13 protein-coding genes are annotated in these 16,436 nt (G+C 59.7%); 10 read left to right on the top strand and 3 right to left on the bottom strand.

All coding sequences use genetic code 11. From position 1 onward, the window contains the following. Positions 1–50: 50 nt before the first annotated feature. The 4 genes from IPM54_34850 to fdhD all read left to right on the top strand — a co-directional run bounded on the left by IPM54_34850 (position 51) and on the right by fdhD (position 5,486). Complete coding sequence (locus IPM54_34850; protein MBK9264949.1) at positions 51–725, top strand: hypothetical protein; 675 nt, start codon at positions 51–53, stop codon at positions 723–725. A gap of 53 nt (positions 726–778) precedes the next feature. Continuing rightward, complete coding sequence (locus tag IPM54_34845) at positions 779–2,305, top strand: hypothetical protein (protein MBK9264948.1); 1,527 nt, start codon at positions 779–781, stop codon at positions 2,303–2,305. A 110-nt stretch (positions 2,306–2,415) separates the two neighbouring features. Beyond that, positions 2,416–4,647, top strand: coding sequence for an FdhF/YdeP family oxidoreductase (locus tag IPM54_34840; protein MBK9264947.1), 2,232 nt, complete (start codon positions 2,416–2,418; stop codon positions 4,645–4,647). Beyond that, positions 4,644–5,486 carry a formate dehydrogenase accessory sulfurtransferase FdhD gene (gene fdhD, locus IPM54_34835; GenBank protein MBK9264946.1) on the top strand — a complete coding sequence of 281 codons (843 nt, stop codon included), beginning with the start codon at positions 4,644–4,646 and terminating at the stop codon, positions 5,484–5,486. Before IPM54_34840 ends, fdhD begins: the two co-directional genes overlap by 4 nt. A 9-nt stretch (positions 5,487–5,495) precedes the next feature. On the opposite strand, the gene IPM54_34830 is transcribed toward fdhD, so the two are convergent. Both IPM54_34830 and IPM54_34825 read right to left on the bottom strand, forming a co-directional pair. Next, positions 5,496–6,353, bottom strand: coding sequence for a hypothetical protein (locus IPM54_34830; GenBank protein MBK9264945.1), 858 nt, complete (start codon positions 6,351–6,353; stop codon positions 5,496–5,498). Then, positions 6,265–6,999, bottom strand: coding sequence for a DUF2330 domain-containing protein (locus IPM54_34825; protein ID MBK9264944.1), 735 nt, complete (start codon positions 6,997–6,999; stop codon positions 6,265–6,267). Before IPM54_34825 ends, IPM54_34830 begins: the two co-directional genes overlap by 89 nt. An 84-nt stretch (positions 7,000–7,083) precedes the next feature. On the opposite strand from IPM54_34825, the gene murE reads away from it, so the two are divergent. From murE to IPM54_34800, 5 genes are all read left to right on the top strand, one after another. Further along, complete coding sequence (gene murE / locus IPM54_34820; protein MBK9264943.1) at positions 7,084–8,358, top strand: UDP-N-acetylmuramyl-tripeptide synthetase; 1,275 nt, start codon at positions 7,084–7,086, stop codon at positions 8,356–8,358. 34 nt (positions 8,359–8,392) lie between these two features. Further along, complete coding sequence (locus IPM54_34815; GenBank protein MBK9264942.1) at positions 8,393–9,196, top strand: alpha/beta hydrolase; 804 nt, start codon at positions 8,393–8,395, stop codon at positions 9,194–9,196. An 81-nt stretch (positions 9,197–9,277) separates the two neighbouring features. Further along, positions 9,278–10,171, top strand: a complete 894-nt coding sequence (gene hemH / locus IPM54_34810; protein MBK9264941.1) for a ferrochelatase — start codon at positions 9,278–9,280, stop codon at positions 10,169–10,171. 9 nt (positions 10,172–10,180) lie between these two features. Beyond that, on the top strand, positions 10,181–11,203 hold the full coding sequence (locus IPM54_34805; GenBank protein MBK9264940.1) for a PA0069 family radical SAM protein: 1,023 nt from the start codon (positions 10,181–10,183) through the stop codon (positions 11,201–11,203). Between the two features lie 159 nt (positions 11,204–11,362). Further along, positions 11,363–13,564 carry an oligopeptide transporter, OPT family gene (locus tag IPM54_34800; protein MBK9264939.1) on the top strand — a complete coding sequence of 734 codons (2,202 nt, stop codon included), beginning with the start codon at positions 11,363–11,365 and terminating at the stop codon, positions 13,562–13,564. A gap of 19 nt (positions 13,565–13,583) precedes the next feature. Here the strand turns inward: IPM54_34800 and IPM54_34795 are convergent, their stop codons facing one another. Further along, positions 13,584–15,530, bottom strand: coding sequence for an ABC transporter ATP-binding protein (locus tag IPM54_34795; protein ID MBK9264938.1), 1,947 nt, complete (start codon positions 15,528–15,530; stop codon positions 13,584–13,586). Between the two features lie 34 nt (positions 15,531–15,564). Here IPM54_34795 and IPM54_34790 point away from each other — a divergent pair, with 34 nt between their 5' ends. After that, positions 15,565–16,272: a hypothetical protein gene (locus IPM54_34790; protein ID MBK9264937.1), complete on the top strand. Its 708-nt coding sequence runs from the start codon at positions 15,565–15,567 to the stop codon at positions 16,270–16,272. The last annotated feature ends 164 nt before the right edge of the window (positions 16,273–16,436 follow it).

Below are 16,436 nucleotides of genomic sequence, written 5' to 3'. Positions count from 1 at the left end.
CAATCTGCTTGCGTCGGGCGCCGTGCGGTGCTCGATTGGCGGCGGGTGTCATGCACATCGACAGGTCTCGGTTTCTTCTTCTCACGGCGAGCATTGCGGGCGGCGCATGCAGTTCGAGCTCCGCGTCGTCTTCGAGCGGCCCAGTCGTCGTGGCTGCGCCCATCATTGCGCTTCCTGCAGAAGGCGATGGGGCGCCGGCATCTTCAGGCGCGTCGGCACCGGTGAAGTCGAGCCAGACGGTCATGGGGTCGGGAGACGACGACGCGCTGGCCGCGCTCGATAGGCCGCCATCCGCAGCGGACGACGATGGTGGAACGTGTGACGAGGGAGGCGCTCCGCCGACGGGATGCGGAACGCTCCGAGCACCTGGTCCGCACTGCGAGAGTTTTTCCGATACGAAAGCCATGTGCGGAAAGCTCGCGCGGGGGCTGCGCCCGCGTGTGGCCGAACAAGTCGTCGATTGCATTTTGGCAAAGTCGGGGAAGCAATCCGTTTGCGACTTCGATTTGGCGAATCAATGTGGGCTCGTGGCATTGCAGAAAGCGTGCATCGAGCCTTCCACGCAGGCGGCGTGCGCGCCCATCGTTCGCGCTTGCGGGGGACGTCTGCAAATGCGTGAATGCCAAGCTTTGGTGTCGTCGGTGACGTCCAGGAATCGACGAAACATGATGACGTGCATTACCGAGGGGTGTTCCGCCGATTATTGCTTGTATCAAGTCGAATGAATGGTGCATCGTCTGCTTCGACTCTCGCGCATGGAGGGCGAAGAAAATCGAGTTTGGCGCGGATTCACGCGTGGGCGCTCACGTTTTTGCGTGACGACTTGGGCTTTGCGGACAAGCTCTTTGCGATCGTATTCGTTCTCCTCTTGGTTGTTTATCTATATCCGATTTTTGCATTCAAATATCTGCCGATGCAGGACATGCCCGCGCATCTCGCAATCGTGCGGATTTGGAGCGAAATTGGGACGGATTCGGTTCTCGGGCAAACGTACGCCGCACGAGAAACGCATTCGCCGTACATCGTCACGTACGGGCTCTTGCGACTGCTTTCTCACGTCGTTTCGCTGCACGATGCAGGCAAGATCGTCCTCTTCGGGTATGCCGCGAGCTTGCCGCTTTCCGTGGCATATACGCTTCGAGGTTTCGGGCGTGATCCACGGCTCTCGCTCCTTGCATTTGCATTCATCTTCAATCGGCAATTCGTGCTGGGCTTCTTTTCGAGTCTGGTATCGATACCGCTCGTCATCTTTGGCATCGGCCTTCTCAAGCGGTATCTCGATGCTCCCAGTTTACGCCGCGAAGCGACCTTGGCGGCATTCGTCGTTTTGCTTTATTTTACGCATGGTTTGGCGGCACTTTGTTTTGCCATCGCCGCGCCCATCGTGTTCTTTTCGCATGAATGGCGCCCGCTACGGATTTTGCGTCGTTCGCTGTTCGTCCTTCCATCGCTCGCCATTTTCTTGCTATGGGCCCGGCGCTCTTCGAGCGGCAAACCATTCGCGGCTCACTTTTCCTCGGTGACGGCGAACATGGTGGAGCTCGTGAATTGGTCGATCAACGTGCTTCGTGGCGATACGGACGAATACGTGCTCGTGGCCGTGGTGGCGACGATTCTTTTATGCGCAGCATTCGTCGCGCGGCGTCCCATTCGCGTACGCCGAAGTTTTTCCATGGCAGCGGCGGGCATTGGCCTTTTGACGGCTTTTTTTCTCCTTCCCTCCCACATTTCACAGCCCATCGATCATTGGGGAACGGGCGGGCGCGTCGTCATTCCAGGGCTTTTGCTGCTCTTGGGATTGCCGAGCATCGACCTTCGAGGTATCCGCATTGCACTTTTGATTCCCGCACTGACCGTCATGCTCGCAGGTCACGCAAAACTTGGAAAAGCCATGGCGGATTTCGATCGCCAAGCGCGGCACCTCGATACGGTCATTGCGGCAATGCCTGCCGACAAACGAGTGATGTGTTTGGTTTACCAAAAGGAGCACCCCGCTTTCGAGGCGAGTCCATTTTGGCATTTTCTCACGTATTACCAAGTGCAAAAAGGTGGCGCGACGAGCGACGGTCTCGTCAACGAGAGCACGCCTGTCAAATGGCGCGGCGCACCACTTCCAAGCTTATTTCCGCATGTCGCATCGACTGCATTCAAATATGCCGACGTAGGGTCGTCGTTCGATCTATTTTTGGTTCTCTGGCCCGAAAAAACAGAGCCTTCGAGCAGCTTTCCAGGAGCTCGGCACAACGTGCGCCTCTTGGCCAAAAGCGGACGATTTGCGGTGTACGAGAACGTCGGACGTCACTGAGCGCTTGCAAATGACGCACTGCGCGATAACGAGCGCGTCCTGGGCGTGTGCGCGTCCTGCGACAAACCTCATGACAACCGCCGCAATTTTGGGTAACTTCCTGCGCTATCATGTCCAACGCGCTCGTGCCGCTCCGAAAAAAAGGCGTCCAACGCGTGAGTTTGTCGCCGTTCGGTCTGGGTTTCCAGAAGCCGAGGCATTTTTTGGAAATGCTCCGGATCGCCTGGGAAAATCGCGATAACTTGGGGCATGCGTATCGCGTGCTCAGTCAGGGCGTTTGCGACGGCTGTGCGCTCGGAACGACGGGCATGCGTGATTGGACGATCGACGGCACGCACTTGTGTCTCGTTCGCTTGAATCTCCTGCGGCTGAACACGATGGGCCCCGCGCGTGCCGAAGTTTTTGCAGACGTCGATGCACTGCGAAGGCAGAATGGTCAGGCGCTGCGCGACCTTGGGCGAATTCCTTTTCCGCTTCGGCGCAAAAAAGGCGAGCGTGGATTTGCCCGTATCGAGTGGGACGACGTGCTGCGCGAATTGGGTGGTCGATTCGGTCAGGCGGATCCGGATCGAGTCGCCATGTTCATGACGTCTCGCGGTATCACGAATGAAGTGTATTACGCGGCGCAGAAAGCGATGCGCGTGTATGGTTCGCCGCATATCGACAATGCTGCGCGACTTTGCCACAGTCCTTCCACGGCCGCAATGAAGCGAACGATGGGTGTCGCTGCATCGACGTGTTCGTACAAAGATTGGTATGGGGCCGACATCGTCGTGTTTTTCGGCTCGAACCCAGCCAATGATCAACCCGTGGCCATGAAATATCTTCATGAAGCCAAAAAGCGAGGCACGCGAGTCTATTCAATCAATACGTTCGTAGAACCGGGGCTCGATCGCTATTGGATTCCGTCGACGCCCGAATCTGCATTGTGGGGCAGTCAGATCTGCGATGGGTTTTTCTCGGTCGATACAGGCGGCGACATGGCGTTTTTCCATGCCGTCCAGCGCCGGCTCATCGAAAAGGGCGCCATCGATCGAGCTTTCATCGATGCCCACACCGAGGGATTCGATGAATACCAGGACAAACTGCTCGCGCAGGACTTCGAAGCGCTCGTGCGCGCGTCGGGCGCAAAGGCCGAGGATGTGGAGCGATTTGCCGATATCGTTGCGAATGCGAAGACGGGTGTGTTCGTTTGGAGCATGGGCCTCACGCAGCACGTGCATGGAAGCGACACGGTTGCTGCGCTCATGTGTCTTGCTTTGTCACGTGGATTCGTGGGGCGGGACAAATGCGGTGTCATGCCGATCCGCGGCCATTCTGGGGTACAAGGCGGCGCGGAAATGGGCGCGTACGCCAATGCGTATCCTGGAGGCGTGGCCATCAACGATGAAAATGCCGACCGATTCGAACGGAATTGGGGCGTGCGCCCTCCGGTGCGGATAGGTATGAGCACCACGGAAATGCTCGAAGCAGCCTACGCGGGGAAGCTCGATATTTTCTACATCATGGGGGGCAATTTGCGCGATACGTTGCCGGATCCGGCGCGCGTGGAAGAATCGCTCGCGCGCGTGCCCGTGCGCGTGCATCAGGACATCGTGCTCACGCATCCAATGCTCGTGGATCCCGCTGAAGTCGTTTACATTTTGCCAGCGCGGACGCGATACGAACATCGAGGGGGCGTGACGGAAACCACGACTGAAAGGCGCGTCGTATTCAGTCCGCACGTGCCTGGGCACGAAATTCCCGAAGCTCGAGAAGAATGGTGGATCCCGCTCGAAATCATGCGAGCGGCCAAGTCCGAGCACGACAAGATATTGCATGTCGAAGTTGCGGCGCAATTACGTCGCGAAATTGCGTGTGACGTGCCCGCTTATCAAGGAATCGAAAAACTCGAAAAACAAGGTGACCAATTCCAATGGGGCGGTCCGCGGCTTTGTGAAGGAGGCCATTTTCCTTTGCCGGGTGGGCGCGCGCGTTTCGAATTGCGAGACGTTCCGGAGCGAAGCTTGAAACCAGGTGAATTTTGGCTCGCCACGCGCAGAGGAAAACAATTCAACAGCATCGTTCAGGCTGAAATGGATCCGCTCACGGGTGCATCGCGTGACCATGTTCTTTTGCATCCGGAAGACATGGAGGCATTGGGACTTCGTCCGGACCAACCCTTGGTGGTCAAAAGTCATCATGGAACGTTCGAAGGACGCGCATTTCCGGCGGCGATCACGCGGCGGAACGTGCAAATGTTCTGGCCCGAAGCAAACGTGCTCTTGCCTTCGGGCATCGTCGACCCGGGTGGCCTCGTTCCCGATTACAATACCAAAGTTCGTATCGAGGCTCGGGCGTGACCATAAACAAAGGTATTCGCCGTGCCGAAGCCGTGGGTGTGCGGGACGAAGCGGTGCTGCGTCAATGGGAGGATGTCGTCGTCGAGGAGCCGCTGGAAATTCGAGTGGCTGGGGAATCGCTCGCAATGACGATGCGCACGCCGGGGGAAGACCGCTTTTTGGCGCTTGGTTTTCTGTTTGCCGAAGGCGTTCTCCAGAGACTCGACGACGTGGCCAGCGTGCATCATTGCGGGCGCTTGGGAGAACCTCGATATGGCAATGTGATCGAAGTGGTTCCGGGGCCTGGCGTGAGCTTGGATGTCGATGTCCTTTCACGGACGAAACGTGTGGGCATCACGCAAAGCTCGTGCGGGGTATGCGGGCGCGACAGCATCGACGACTTATTGCAGCGCGTGCCGATTTTGGATTCACGCACGCGAATCGATGCGAATCTGTTGACGCGTGTTCCTTCGCTTTTGGCTACCGGGCAGGCCAATTTTGCGAGGACGGGCGGGCTGCATGCTGCGTGTGCCGTTACCGCATCGGGTCGCGTGTTGGCTCATGCCGAAGATGTCGGGCGACACAATGCGGTGGACAAAGTCGTGGGCAAACTTTTTCTTGCCAAAGGATTGCCGCGCGACGGCACCACGGACGATCCCGCGCTTGTACTTGCGGTGAGCGGTCGAGCGAGTTTTGAAATCGTGCAAAAAGCGGCGATGGCGGGTTTTTCGTGCGTGGCAAGCGTTTCGGCGGCAAGCTCGCTCGCCATCGAAACGGCTCATGCAGCGGGTTTGACGCTGGCGGCGTTCGTACGCGAGGGGCGTTTTACGCTGTATTCGCACGAAACGCGCGTCGTTTGACGCGAAAAACTAAGCAACGGTCGGCAATTCGACGTTGCGCAAACGCTTGCGTGCAAACGCCAATAAGCCCGCGGCGAGCGTGGAGACGAGCACGAGCATGCGGCTCTTGTCGCCATCCGAGGGCATCGTGGGCATCGGCGAAACCACGCCCGAGCCGCACAGCGATTCGATGTTCGTCGCGGAACGAGCTTGCAGATCGGCGTCGACTTCGACCTGACTTGCAGCAGCCGCGATAATCAGGTCATTGGCGAGTGCTGCGCGCGGCAAATCGGCTTCCAGCCTGGTGACCCACACGTCTTTGGGGTGAAGGCCCGTGAGCGCCGTTGCGATGTCGTCGAGCGTCGCTTCCATGATGGCATCGGTTGCGCCGCATTCGAAGATGCGTGCGTCGATTTCACCGGCGGCCACTTCGCTACACGATGGATCATACGAGGGGACCCCAGCCGGACAGGGATCCGAAACGATTTGGCTGCTCTGCGCAAATTGTTTGAAGGTGCCCGAACAGGCCGTGTCGATCGTTTCGCCATTCTTTAGGCCCTGTTGCACGTAGGCTTCACCGATGTTGTCGACGAAATTGAAGTCGTTGCCGACGTTGAAGAATCGCGTCCCATTGCTGCCCGTAATGGGCGACATCAGCGCCCGTTCTTTGGCGAACGTCGTAAGCCAAACGGATCCGCCCTCTTGATCCATCACTTTGTCCCGCAGAATGCTGTAGTTCGATGTATTCGTGGCGAAATCCCACGAGAGCAGGTCGACGGGTATTTGTTTGTTGGGGAAGTTATTGGCTTCCCAGCGTCCTTCGCCGATGATGTAGAGCGTGATTGCGACATTTGCGCCCGTGCCGACGGCGACCATTCGAAGGGGCAAGGTGGGGACCGCTCCGGGCTGGACGACGCGCACGGGTTTCATTTCGTCGACGCCTTTTTCGGGCAAGAGCTTCAGCGCAATGAAGTCGTAACCTTCGGCGACGTAGGCATCGATGACGGGGGCCGAATCCGCAGGGACGTTGAAGCCGGCGTTCGTGAGCCAATCGTCGAGGACTCCGGGAGTTTGCGTGCTGAGCGTGACGGTTTCGAAGGGCCCAACGGTTCCGCGATGAACGACCGGTCACGCCGCCGCCAAGTGCGTCGCTCGTAGGGGCGCCGGCGAAATCGGCCTGAGCGAAGCCGCAACCGATGCCCGAGCCATTGTTGCAGCTAATGGGCGGCGCGAAGACGCTGGTGGTGGTGGCTGCGTCGAGCGTTTCGAACCAGGCATCCGTGGAGAGCTCGACGACGGCGCCGGGTTTGACGGGCAAGAGCCAGCCCCAGCTCTCCGGGTCGCCATTGTATCGAATTTGGTCCCACAAGACGGTTTGTTTGGGCGATATCGAGAGCGCCATTCGGTGCGAGTTGACGATGGTATTGTCTTCGGGAGCGACGACGCATCCGCCGCATGCACGAGCGTCGCTTGGCCAGGCCAGTGCTGCAGCGAAAGGTGCGAAAAGCGTGAGGGCAAGGAAGCGTGTTTTCATGATGTCTCCGGTTTGCGCCGCGCGAGTGGGGCGCGACGAGTACACTACCACGAGCGGCGAGGGGAACGGAAGCGGTTCATTCTTTTGACGAATACTTACGGCACGTTGCAGTCGCTGCGCTACAGTGCGTCTTCGATGCTTCCGCCGCCTCCGCCGTGGTCACACCGCTTGTTTACTGCTGGTGTGACGGGAACCAATGGCAAGACCACGACGACGAGTTATCTCGCATCGGCACTTGGATGTTTGCATGGGCCGGTGCTGAGAATAACGACGGTCGGTTCGTTCTTGGGCCAAGAAAAAATCGATGTGGCAGACGATTACGACGGGTTTGTCGAAGCAATGAAGCGGGCGCTCGATGTCGGGGCGAAAATGGCGGTTTTGGAATGCACGAGCGAGGCGCTCGCGGTGGGGTTCGCCAAAGCGTGGCCGATTTCCATCGGGGTCTTCACGAACCTCACGCGTGATCATCTCGATAGTCACGGATCTGCCGAGCATTACTTGGCGAGCAAAGCGCAGCTCTTCGTGCATTTGCCGCCCGGAGGTGCAGCCGTGCTCAATGCGTACGATCCTGCGTCGGCGCTGCTCGCGGAGGTGATTCCAAAGTCGGTGCGCACGTTGCGTTATGGTTTGTCGTCGCGTTCGTCCGGGCCGCCGGTCATGGATGTGGACATCGCTGCCGAGCGCGTGATCGTCGGGTGGGATGGTACGCGTGTAAAGCTTTGGCCGTCGTCGCGTCTGGCGGGGTTTGACCGGGAAATGCATTTGCGTGCAATTGGCGAAGTGTACGCAGAGAATGCGCTTGCTGCATTGGCGGCGGCCATGGAAGCCGGCATTTCGGCGAACGATGCCGTCGACGCGATCGAGAAGACGCCGGCGATACCGGGGCGATTCGAGGTCATTGGGGCGGGGCCGCGGGCCGTCGTCGATTACGGCCACTCGCCCGACGCGCTGGAACGAACGCTTGCCACGGCGCGTTCGCTTTGTGCGGGGCGATTGATCGTGGTGTTTGGTGCGGGAGGTGAGCGAGATCGAGGCAAGCGTGAAGCGATGGGACGAGCAGCGCGCATTGCCGACAGAATCGTGCTTACGAGCGACAATCCGCGCCGCGAAGATCCCGCGCTCATTGCGGCGGCGATTCGGCGTGGAGTTGGCGATCATCCCGCGGTGTCCGTCGTGCTCGATCGTGAAAAAGCCATTTTTGATGCATTGGGTGGTGCCGATGTCGACGACGTGGTGGTGATTGCCGGTCGAGGTCCCGAGACCGAGCAAGTATTCGCATCGGGCGCTCGTCGGCTCGTGGATGCCGAAGTTGCCCGGCGGGCCTTGGGCGAGCTGGTTCGTTTAGACAAACACGCTTGACACCCTACCAAAAATCTGCTTTGCAGGTTGCACCATGCCTCACGTTGAATTGAATGGGCAAAAAATTTTTTACGAGGACTCTGGTGGCGATGGTCCGGCCATCGTATTCGGCCACGGGTTTCTCATGGATCACACGATGTTCGATGCGCAAGTTCGCGTACTTGTTCCAAAATACCGTGTCATCCGTCACGACCAGCGCGGTTTCGGGCAAACTCAAACCGATGGCAAACCGTTTACGTATTGGGATTGCGCCGACGACGCCGTGCGGCTTTGCGATCATCTCGGGATCGAGCGAGCCGTCTTTGGCGGCATGTCCCAAGGTGGTTTCGTATCGCTTCGCGTGGCGCTTCGCTATCCGGACCGGGTCAGAGCACTGGTACTGATATCGACGCAAGCCGGCGTCGACGATGCCGAAAAGCTCGCGGGATACCGCCAGATGCTCGATTCGTGGCGCCAATTTGGTCTCGTCGTGCCACTTCGCGAAGCCATTGCGACGCTCATTCTCGGTGGGCGCGAGCATTGGGAGCCGTGGATATCGAAATGGGCGACGTTGCCGCAGGAAGCGATGGTAGACCCGACGTTGTGCTTGCTCGAGCGTGACGACATCACGGAGCGCGTTGGAACAATCAGCGCGCCGGCCATCGTGTTTCATGGAACGGCCGATCTGTCCATTCACATCGACCGGGCGCGAATGCTGTACGAAAAACTCGGCAATGCCAAGCGTTTTGTCGAAGTTCCGGGGGCCGCGCATGCGGCGAACGTGACGCATCCCGAAGTGGTCAATGGGCCGCTTGTGGAATTTTTGCGCGAATACGTGGCAAGCGCGCGGGCAAGCTGAAAAGCTTCTTGGTTCGTCCAAGCCCACAATTTCCTGAAATCGCCTGGCGCTTACCTTATGTCACGCTATGCTGGGCAAAGCATGTCCATCGCTGTCCTCGTGTCATGTCATGGCACTGTCTCCAACGTGGACGACACGGCTGCCTTCATTCGCAACATCCGTCGGGGCCGTCCGGCGCCTCCCGAGCTCATTGCGGAAGTGAAGCATCGATTCGAATTGATTGGCGGCTCGCCACTCATGAGGATCACCGAAGCGCAGGCGGTGGCGCTCGAAGCGCGCATTGGCATTCCGGTGGCCGTTGCCGGGCGGCTTTGGCATCCGTACCCGAACGAGGTTTTACCGAAGCTCGTCGAACGAGGCATTCGCACGGTGATTTCGCTGCCTCTCGCGCCGCAATCCGTCGACGTGTATCACGCGGCGATTCGCGAGGCTGCGGCGAATCATCCTGAACTGTCCGTACGAGCCGTGCCTCCGTGGGGCATGGAACCGGCGTTGATTGACGCGTTTGTCCAAACCATCGACGAGGCGCTCGACGGCGTGCCGCGAGAGGACGCGACGAACATTCCGATCGTGCTCACGGCGCACAGTTTGCCTCGACGCGTGATTGCGGCAGGAGATGCATACGAGACGCAATTCCGCGAAATGGCCGGGGCCGTCGCCGCGCGGCTCGTGCCTCGTGGTTTTTCCGTGCACGTCGCATTTCAGAGCCAAGGGGCGAGCAGCGAGCCTTGGCTCGGGCCGGATCTTGGCGAAACATTTGCGGATCTTGCGCGTAGCGGGGCGCAGCGCGCGCTCGTCGCTCCGATTGGTTTCGTGGCCGAGCACATCGAAACGCTGTACGATTTGGACATCGAGGCTCCATTGATCGCCAAAAAAGCGGGTCTTTCAGGGATCTTGCGCGCAAAAGCCGTCAATGATCGGCCGCGGTTCATCGATGCATTGGAGACCGTGGTTCGCCGCGCGATGGTAGATTGACGAGGGGGTATGCCGCGCCCGGTCCAAAATCCTCCCAATCCTTGGTCGTCCACGCAGGTGGAGTGGCTCGAGGAGCCGCCCAATGCCACGCTTCAGGTATTCGAGGAGCGAGCGCGCAGCATTCTTTCCGAAAACGATAGTCCCGATTTACCTTTTCGTTACAGTGTCAACCCGTACCGGGGTTGTATTCATGCTTGCGCATATTGTTATGCTCGGCCAAGCCATCAATATTTGGGGTTTGGAGCAGGCACCGATTTCGATCGCAAGATCGTCGTCAAGACGAATGCGCCGGAGCTTTTGCGCGAAGCCTTCGTTCGCCCATCGTGGAAAGGCGACGATGTCGTTTTCTCAGGAAATACCGATTGTTATCAGGCTCTCGAAGCCAATTACGAGATCACGCGCCGGTGTCTCGAAGTCTGTTTGGAATTCCAAAACCCGATTTCCATCATCACGAAGAGTCGTCTGGTCGCGCGCGATGCTTCCCTTCTTGCCGAGCTTTCACGGCGAGCTCGAGCGATGGTTTTTCTCAGCATTCCGTTTGCCCGAGACGAAGACGCGCGCAAAATCGAACCTTGGGCGGCCACGACGACGTTGCGGTTTTCTGCCATGCGCATCCTGGCCGATGCAGGGATTCCCGTGGGAATTGCCATTGCACCCGTCATTCCGGGACTCAACGACCCCGACGTGCCGGAATTGCTCGAACGAGCGCGCGAAGCGGGGGCAACGGTCGCATTCACGCAGCCTTTGCGGCTTGCGGCGGAGGTCTTGCCCGTGTTCGAAGAGCGGCTCGAGGACGCATACCCGCTGCGCGTGAACAAGGTGAAAAACGCGATCATCGAAATGCGCGGCGGCAAAATGAACGAAAGCGCATTCGGTGCACGTTTTTCCGGACAAGGTCCGCGGTGGGCGATGATCGAGCGGCTCTTCGAAGCGCATTGCGCACGGCTCGGACTGAACAAGGAACGTATTACGACAGGCGGTCCCACCACGTTTCGCCGGCCAGAGAAGCAGCTTTCGCTCTTCGATAAGTAAACTCGACTTTCTATCTCGCTCGGAGCTCCGACTTTCTGGTAGGGTCATCGTCCCATGAGCGCTTCCGTCGATCAGGCCCCAGTAGAATCGCCCCCTGCAGCCGAACACGTCGTTCACGAACCCTACATATCTGCGAAAGACAGCCCTCGCGAGCTCACCGTGCGAGCCGTGGTGCTCGGTGCGCTATTGGGTATCGTTTTCGCCGCATCGTCGGTGTACTTGGCGCTCAAGGTGGGTTTGACCGTGTCGGCATCCATCCCGATTGCCGTCATGTCAATCACGATCTTTCGCTTGTTCGGTCGAGCGACGATTCTGGAGAACAACATCGTTCAAACGACGGGATCTGCGGGCGAATCCATCGCGGCGGGCGTGGCATTCACGCTGCCGTCGTTGCTCTTGATGGGATACGATCTGCCGGTTGCGAAGGTGCTCGTCCTGAGTGTGCTGGGCGGGCTGCTCGGTGTGCTCATGATGATTCCGCTGCGGCATGGGCTCATCGTCGAGGAACACGGCAAATTGAAGTATCCCGAAGGCACGGCTTGCGCCGACGTGCTCATCGTGGGCGAAACGGGCGGCACGAATGCGAAGACGGTGTTCTCCGGTTTTGGATTGGGTTTTCTCTACAAACTTCTGGGCGATCCCCTGAAGCTTTTTCAGATGAATCCCGACCATCGTTTTACGGGATTCAGGGGCGCGAGCATTGGAGGCGAATTGTCGCCGGAGATGCTCGGCGTGGGGTACATCATCGGCCCGCGCACCGCGAGCATCATGATGGCTGGTGGAGTGCTAGCATACTTGATTTTGATCCCTTTGATTGCTTTTTTTGGCGATGGCCTCGATGTCCCGCTGTTTCCAGCAACGACGCTCATTCGAGACATGACGCCGAACGAAATTCGCAGCCGTTATGTGCTCTACATCGGTGCCGGCGCCGTGGCGACCGGTGGTTTCATTAGTTTGGGCCGAGCGCTGCCGACGATCGTGAAAGCATTTCGGAGCGGCATCAAGAGTTTTCGAGCGGGCAGGGCGGGCCAATCGGCTGCGCCGCGTACCGAACGCGATTTGCCCTTTTCTGTGGTGCTTTACGGATCGATCGCGCTTCTGCTGGCCATTTGGCTGGCGCCGATGCTGGGCATCACGTTCGCATCTGCCGTGCTCATCATGCTTTTCGGGTTTTTCTTCGTGACCGTGTCGTCACGCATCTGTGGCGAGATTGGTTCGTCGTCGAATCCCATTTCCGGCATGACGGTGGCGACGCTCTTGATCACGTGTCTCTTGTTTTTGGCCATGGGCTGGGTGGGCGTCGATTACCGTGCGATGGCTTTGTCCACCGCGGCCATCGTGTGCATTGCTGCATCGAATGGTGGCGCGACGAGCCAAGACCTGAAAACCGGATATCTCGTTGGTGCAACGCCGTATCGTCAACAAATTGGGCTGCTCGTGGGCGTCGTGACGAGCGCGCTCGTCATTGGTACGACGCTCTTGTTTCTGAATCGATCGTATACGACGCGTGCTGCAGAAACCTACGAAGCGCCCATGCCTCCCGCGTCGATCACGGCGATCCTCGAGAAAGGACCGGACGGGAAAGATTATCGAGTCGCGTATCAAGCTGAATCCGGGGCGGCCATTCCGCAAGGTAAATACTTGGTGGACGAAGCTGGAAAAGTAGCATTCGTCATCGATCCGGGCATTGGCGGGCGCGTTCCGCACGAACCCGAAAAGGTCGACGCGCCGTCGCCGGTGCCCGAATCTGCGGCCAAAAAGGGATCGATGCTCGGCCCGGATAGGAAATCGTACGAAGTCGTCGAAGTCCCCTCTGCTGCGGGTGGTGCGGCGACGCGGTATTTGGCGGACGACGGACAACTCGTCTATCGCATGCGTGAAGTAAAGAAGCTCGACGCACCGAAGGCGAGTCTGTTCGCGCTCATCATCGACGGCATTCTCACGCGAAAATTGCCGTGGGGATTGGTGCTCATCGGCGTGATGTTGGCGCTCACGATGGAGCTTTGCGGAGTTGCATCGCTCCCGTTTGCCGTGGGCGTGTATTTGCCCATTTCGACGAGCGTGCCCATTTTCGTGGGCGGCATCGTGCGATGGCTGGTCGATCAGCGTCGTGGCGCCAATGCGGACGATGCCGATTTCAGTCCTGGAACGCTGCTCAGCTCCGGCTACATTGCGGGCGGCGCCATTGCGGGCCTTTGCGCTGCATTCGTCGCGGGCGTCGGCATGGAATCGAAGTTCGAGCTGGGCCACCTTTTTGCTCGATTCAGCTCGAGCAACGTCTCCGGCATTCTCGTGTTCGGCGCGCTTGCGGCCATTCTCTATTCGGTCGCCGTGCGTGGGCAGTCCGCGATGTCGAAATGACTCCGCAGATCCGCACGAGCTACATCGGCGGCCTTGCCATGGGCGGCGTCGCGCCCGGCGGCCCGCCCACTCCCGGCGGCTTGGCGGCGCTCGGCGCAGGGCCTGCGGCCGCCTTGCGAGCTCCTTCCGCAAGCAGCGAACGATAAATCTCCGACGATTGCACGAGCTCGTCGTGTGTGCCCATCGCGGCGATCTTGCCCTTGTCGAGCACCACGTTCCACGTCGAACGCACGAGGTGCGGCGCGTGCGTGACGACGATCGTCGTTCGACCCGCCGACAATTCGATCACGTTTTTCAAAAGCTCCTCCGCCGTCGCCCCGGGCAAACCAGCTTCGGGCTCGTCGAGCACCAGCACGCGAGCATCGCGTAGCAGCATCCGAGCAAGCATCAGACGACGCTGCTCACCGCCGGAAAAGTTCGGCGGAACTTTCCGTACCTCCGTGGACAAACCACGCCCATCGCGACCTTCGACGAGTTCGTCGAGACGAACTTTCGCAAGCATCGTTTTCATCGACTCGGCCGTTGGTGCGTCATCGAGACCTAGCGCGAGGTTCTGCTCCACGGTTCGTTCGAGCAGCACGGAAGCTTGACCGAGCACGGCAAAGAGTTTTGGTAGGTCACGCGGTGCGATGCGTCCGATGTCGACACCTCCCACGCGGATGCTCCCGCCCGTGGGTTCGTCGAGACGAAGTAGCATGCGGAGCAGCGTCGACTTGCCCGATCCCGATGCTCCGCACACGGCGACGACTGCGCCCGGCGGGATCTCGAGCGACACACCATCGAGCACGGCGCGATCGGTGCCTTCGGGCTGATACCGAAGGTTCTCGAGCACCACCGCGCTGCTCTCCACGCTTGCGAGCGGGACGGGATCTTTCGGCTCGGGTGGATGCGGCGGCATCGACAAGAATTCACGTAGCGAAGCGAGCAAGGGGCCGCGTTCGAGCAGACCCGACCGCAAGCCATCGATGGCTTCGAAGCGTCCGAGCAAGAGCGGAACGACGAGGAGCAATTTCGCCACGTCACTTGCATCGTGGGACCTACCGGAAATCTTCAGCGCCACGAGGATCACGAGCGGCGACATCGCCGTCAGCACGCTCTTGATTTGTCCCGACATTGCAAGTGCAGCGGCGAAGTTTCGTCGAGCATCGGCAGCTCCGTGAGCAGATGCAGAAAACTCGCCAAGTGCCGTCGAGCGTGCGCCGAGCAGGCGCAGTTCTTCGGTCGCGTTGAGCATTTCCCCAAGTGAACCGAAGACGCTCGTATCGGCGCGCTGCATCGCTTGCATGCGTTCGCCGACGCGTCGTGATGCTTTATCGGAGAGCACGCGTGACAAGACGAAAAGCACGGTCGTGCCGATGAGGACAAACCCGGCACCGCCGCTTGCGAGATCGACGGCGAGCACCGTGAGCGTGACGAGCGCTTGGGGCAGTCCCGTCAGTACGGCGACGGAAAAATCTGCCACGGCGGCAGCGTCGCGGGCGATGACGAGTTTGACCGCGTCAAACCCTCGCGCCGCGGGAGCCTTGGCACCTGGTGGAGCAGGAGGTCCTCCTTTGGGAGCGAGTGCTGCGGCGCCAGCAGCAGACACGGCGCGTGGCGATGCCCAGAGAGCGGAGCGCACGAGCTCGATGCGGAGGGCGGCTGTGACTTCGGCTGCAAGCTCGGTGCTTTTTCGGCTCTGCGCCATGGCGATGCCGACCGTGATCGTCGTGGCGATGAGCGTCAGACCGATGACGATCCACGCGCTCGCTCCGGACACGAGGTGTGCAAAGGCTCCGGCGATGCCTGGCGTTGGCGCAGGTGATCGTCCGATGATGGCGCCAACGGAGACGCCCACGAGGCTTGGGAGAAGCCCGGCGGTCGCGCCTGCAACGGCTGCGAGACTGATGGCGAAGGCGAAGCCGAGGAGCGGCCCGCCGCGTAAAGAGCGTCGAACGATGCCGAGGATGGCCCAGAGGTCGCGCACGTTGCGGCGATGCTACAGGACAAAGGGCAGGTGGTTGCAAGCGCCGTCCTTTCGCGAGACGCTACGCATCGTGCGTGTGTTGCCGCTCGTTGGCATCGCTGTCGTTGGTGTCGCATGTGCCGAGCCACCGGCGAACGATGCTCCATCTCCAGCTTCGTCGGTGTTTTCGGCGGACGCGGGAATGGGTTTGTCCGTGGTCGACAGCGCCGATGGTGGACCGCCGATTGCGAAGGAACCCGAGCCCGGGGTGCTCGCGGAGATCCTTGCATCCGCGCCGAAGTCGTTGCCCAAGCCGACGGATCCGGATGGCGGGACGCTCATTGGAACGGAGACGGGTGAACGCGACGGCGCGGCGGCAACTACTTTGAGGTCAAAGGGTGTGGCGGTCGCGGCACGAGCCAACAAATCGGGGCTCATCGAAAGCGGTATGATCGAGGTTCAATCGCTACCGGCGCATGCAGCAGAGCGCACTGCTCGAGCGCAGATCTATTACCCGCTCGTCATGCGTTGCCGTGATGCGGATGGTCGCATTCTTCCCCCGGATGCCATCGTTTTGCGTTTCCGAGTCGACGAAGACGGCAACATCGTACCGTCATCCATCAGCGCCGTTGCCGTCGATCCTCGGCATGAGAGCGCGGCGAACTGCATGCGCAGAGAACTGTCTGCTGCGGCATTTCGTGGGCCAGCAGCGTCTCGTGGTTCGCCGTCGTCGATGAAGGCCACCATTCCGTCAGTCGATTGACGGTTCGATGAACGATGTTTGTAAGGACTTCACTGAACGCGATGCATGGTGCCATTCGATGCGCAGGGCGCCCGAAGTGCTGCGGCAAACGCGCAATTATGAAGGTGTTCGTCGTGATGCTCGCATGCCGTCGGCCTCTTGCGACGGAGCAATGGATGCTGCGC

Source organism: Polyangiaceae bacterium, assembly GCA_016715885.1.
Lineage (GTDB): Bacteria > Myxococcota_A > Polyangia > Polyangiales > Polyangiaceae > Polyangium.
This window is presented reverse-complemented; position numbering and strand designations above follow the sequence as displayed.

Bases quoted from the DNA above. Each gene is read 5' to 3' on its own strand.
- hemH (MBK9264941.1), top strand. From the start codon at position 9,278: ATGTCCATCGCTGTCCTCGTGTCATGTCATGGCACTGTCTCCAACGTG.
- IPM54_34815 (MBK9264942.1), top strand. From the start codon at position 8,393: ATGCCTCACGTTGAATTGAATGGGCAAAAAATTTTTTACGAGGACTCT.
- IPM54_34840 (MBK9264947.1), top strand. From the start codon at position 2,416: ATGTCCAACGCGCTCGTGCCGCTCCGAAAAAAAGGCGTCCAACGCGTG.
- IPM54_34805 (MBK9264940.1), top strand. From the start codon at position 10,181: ATGCCGCGCCCGGTCCAAAATCCTCCCAATCCTTGGTCGTCCACGCAG.
- IPM54_34825 (MBK9264944.1), bottom strand. From the start codon at position 6,999: ATGAAAACACGCTTCCTTGCCCTCACGCTTTTCGCACCTTTCGCTGCA.
- IPM54_34850 (MBK9264949.1), top strand. From the start codon at position 51: ATGCACATCGACAGGTCTCGGTTTCTTCTTCTCACGGCGAGCATTGCG.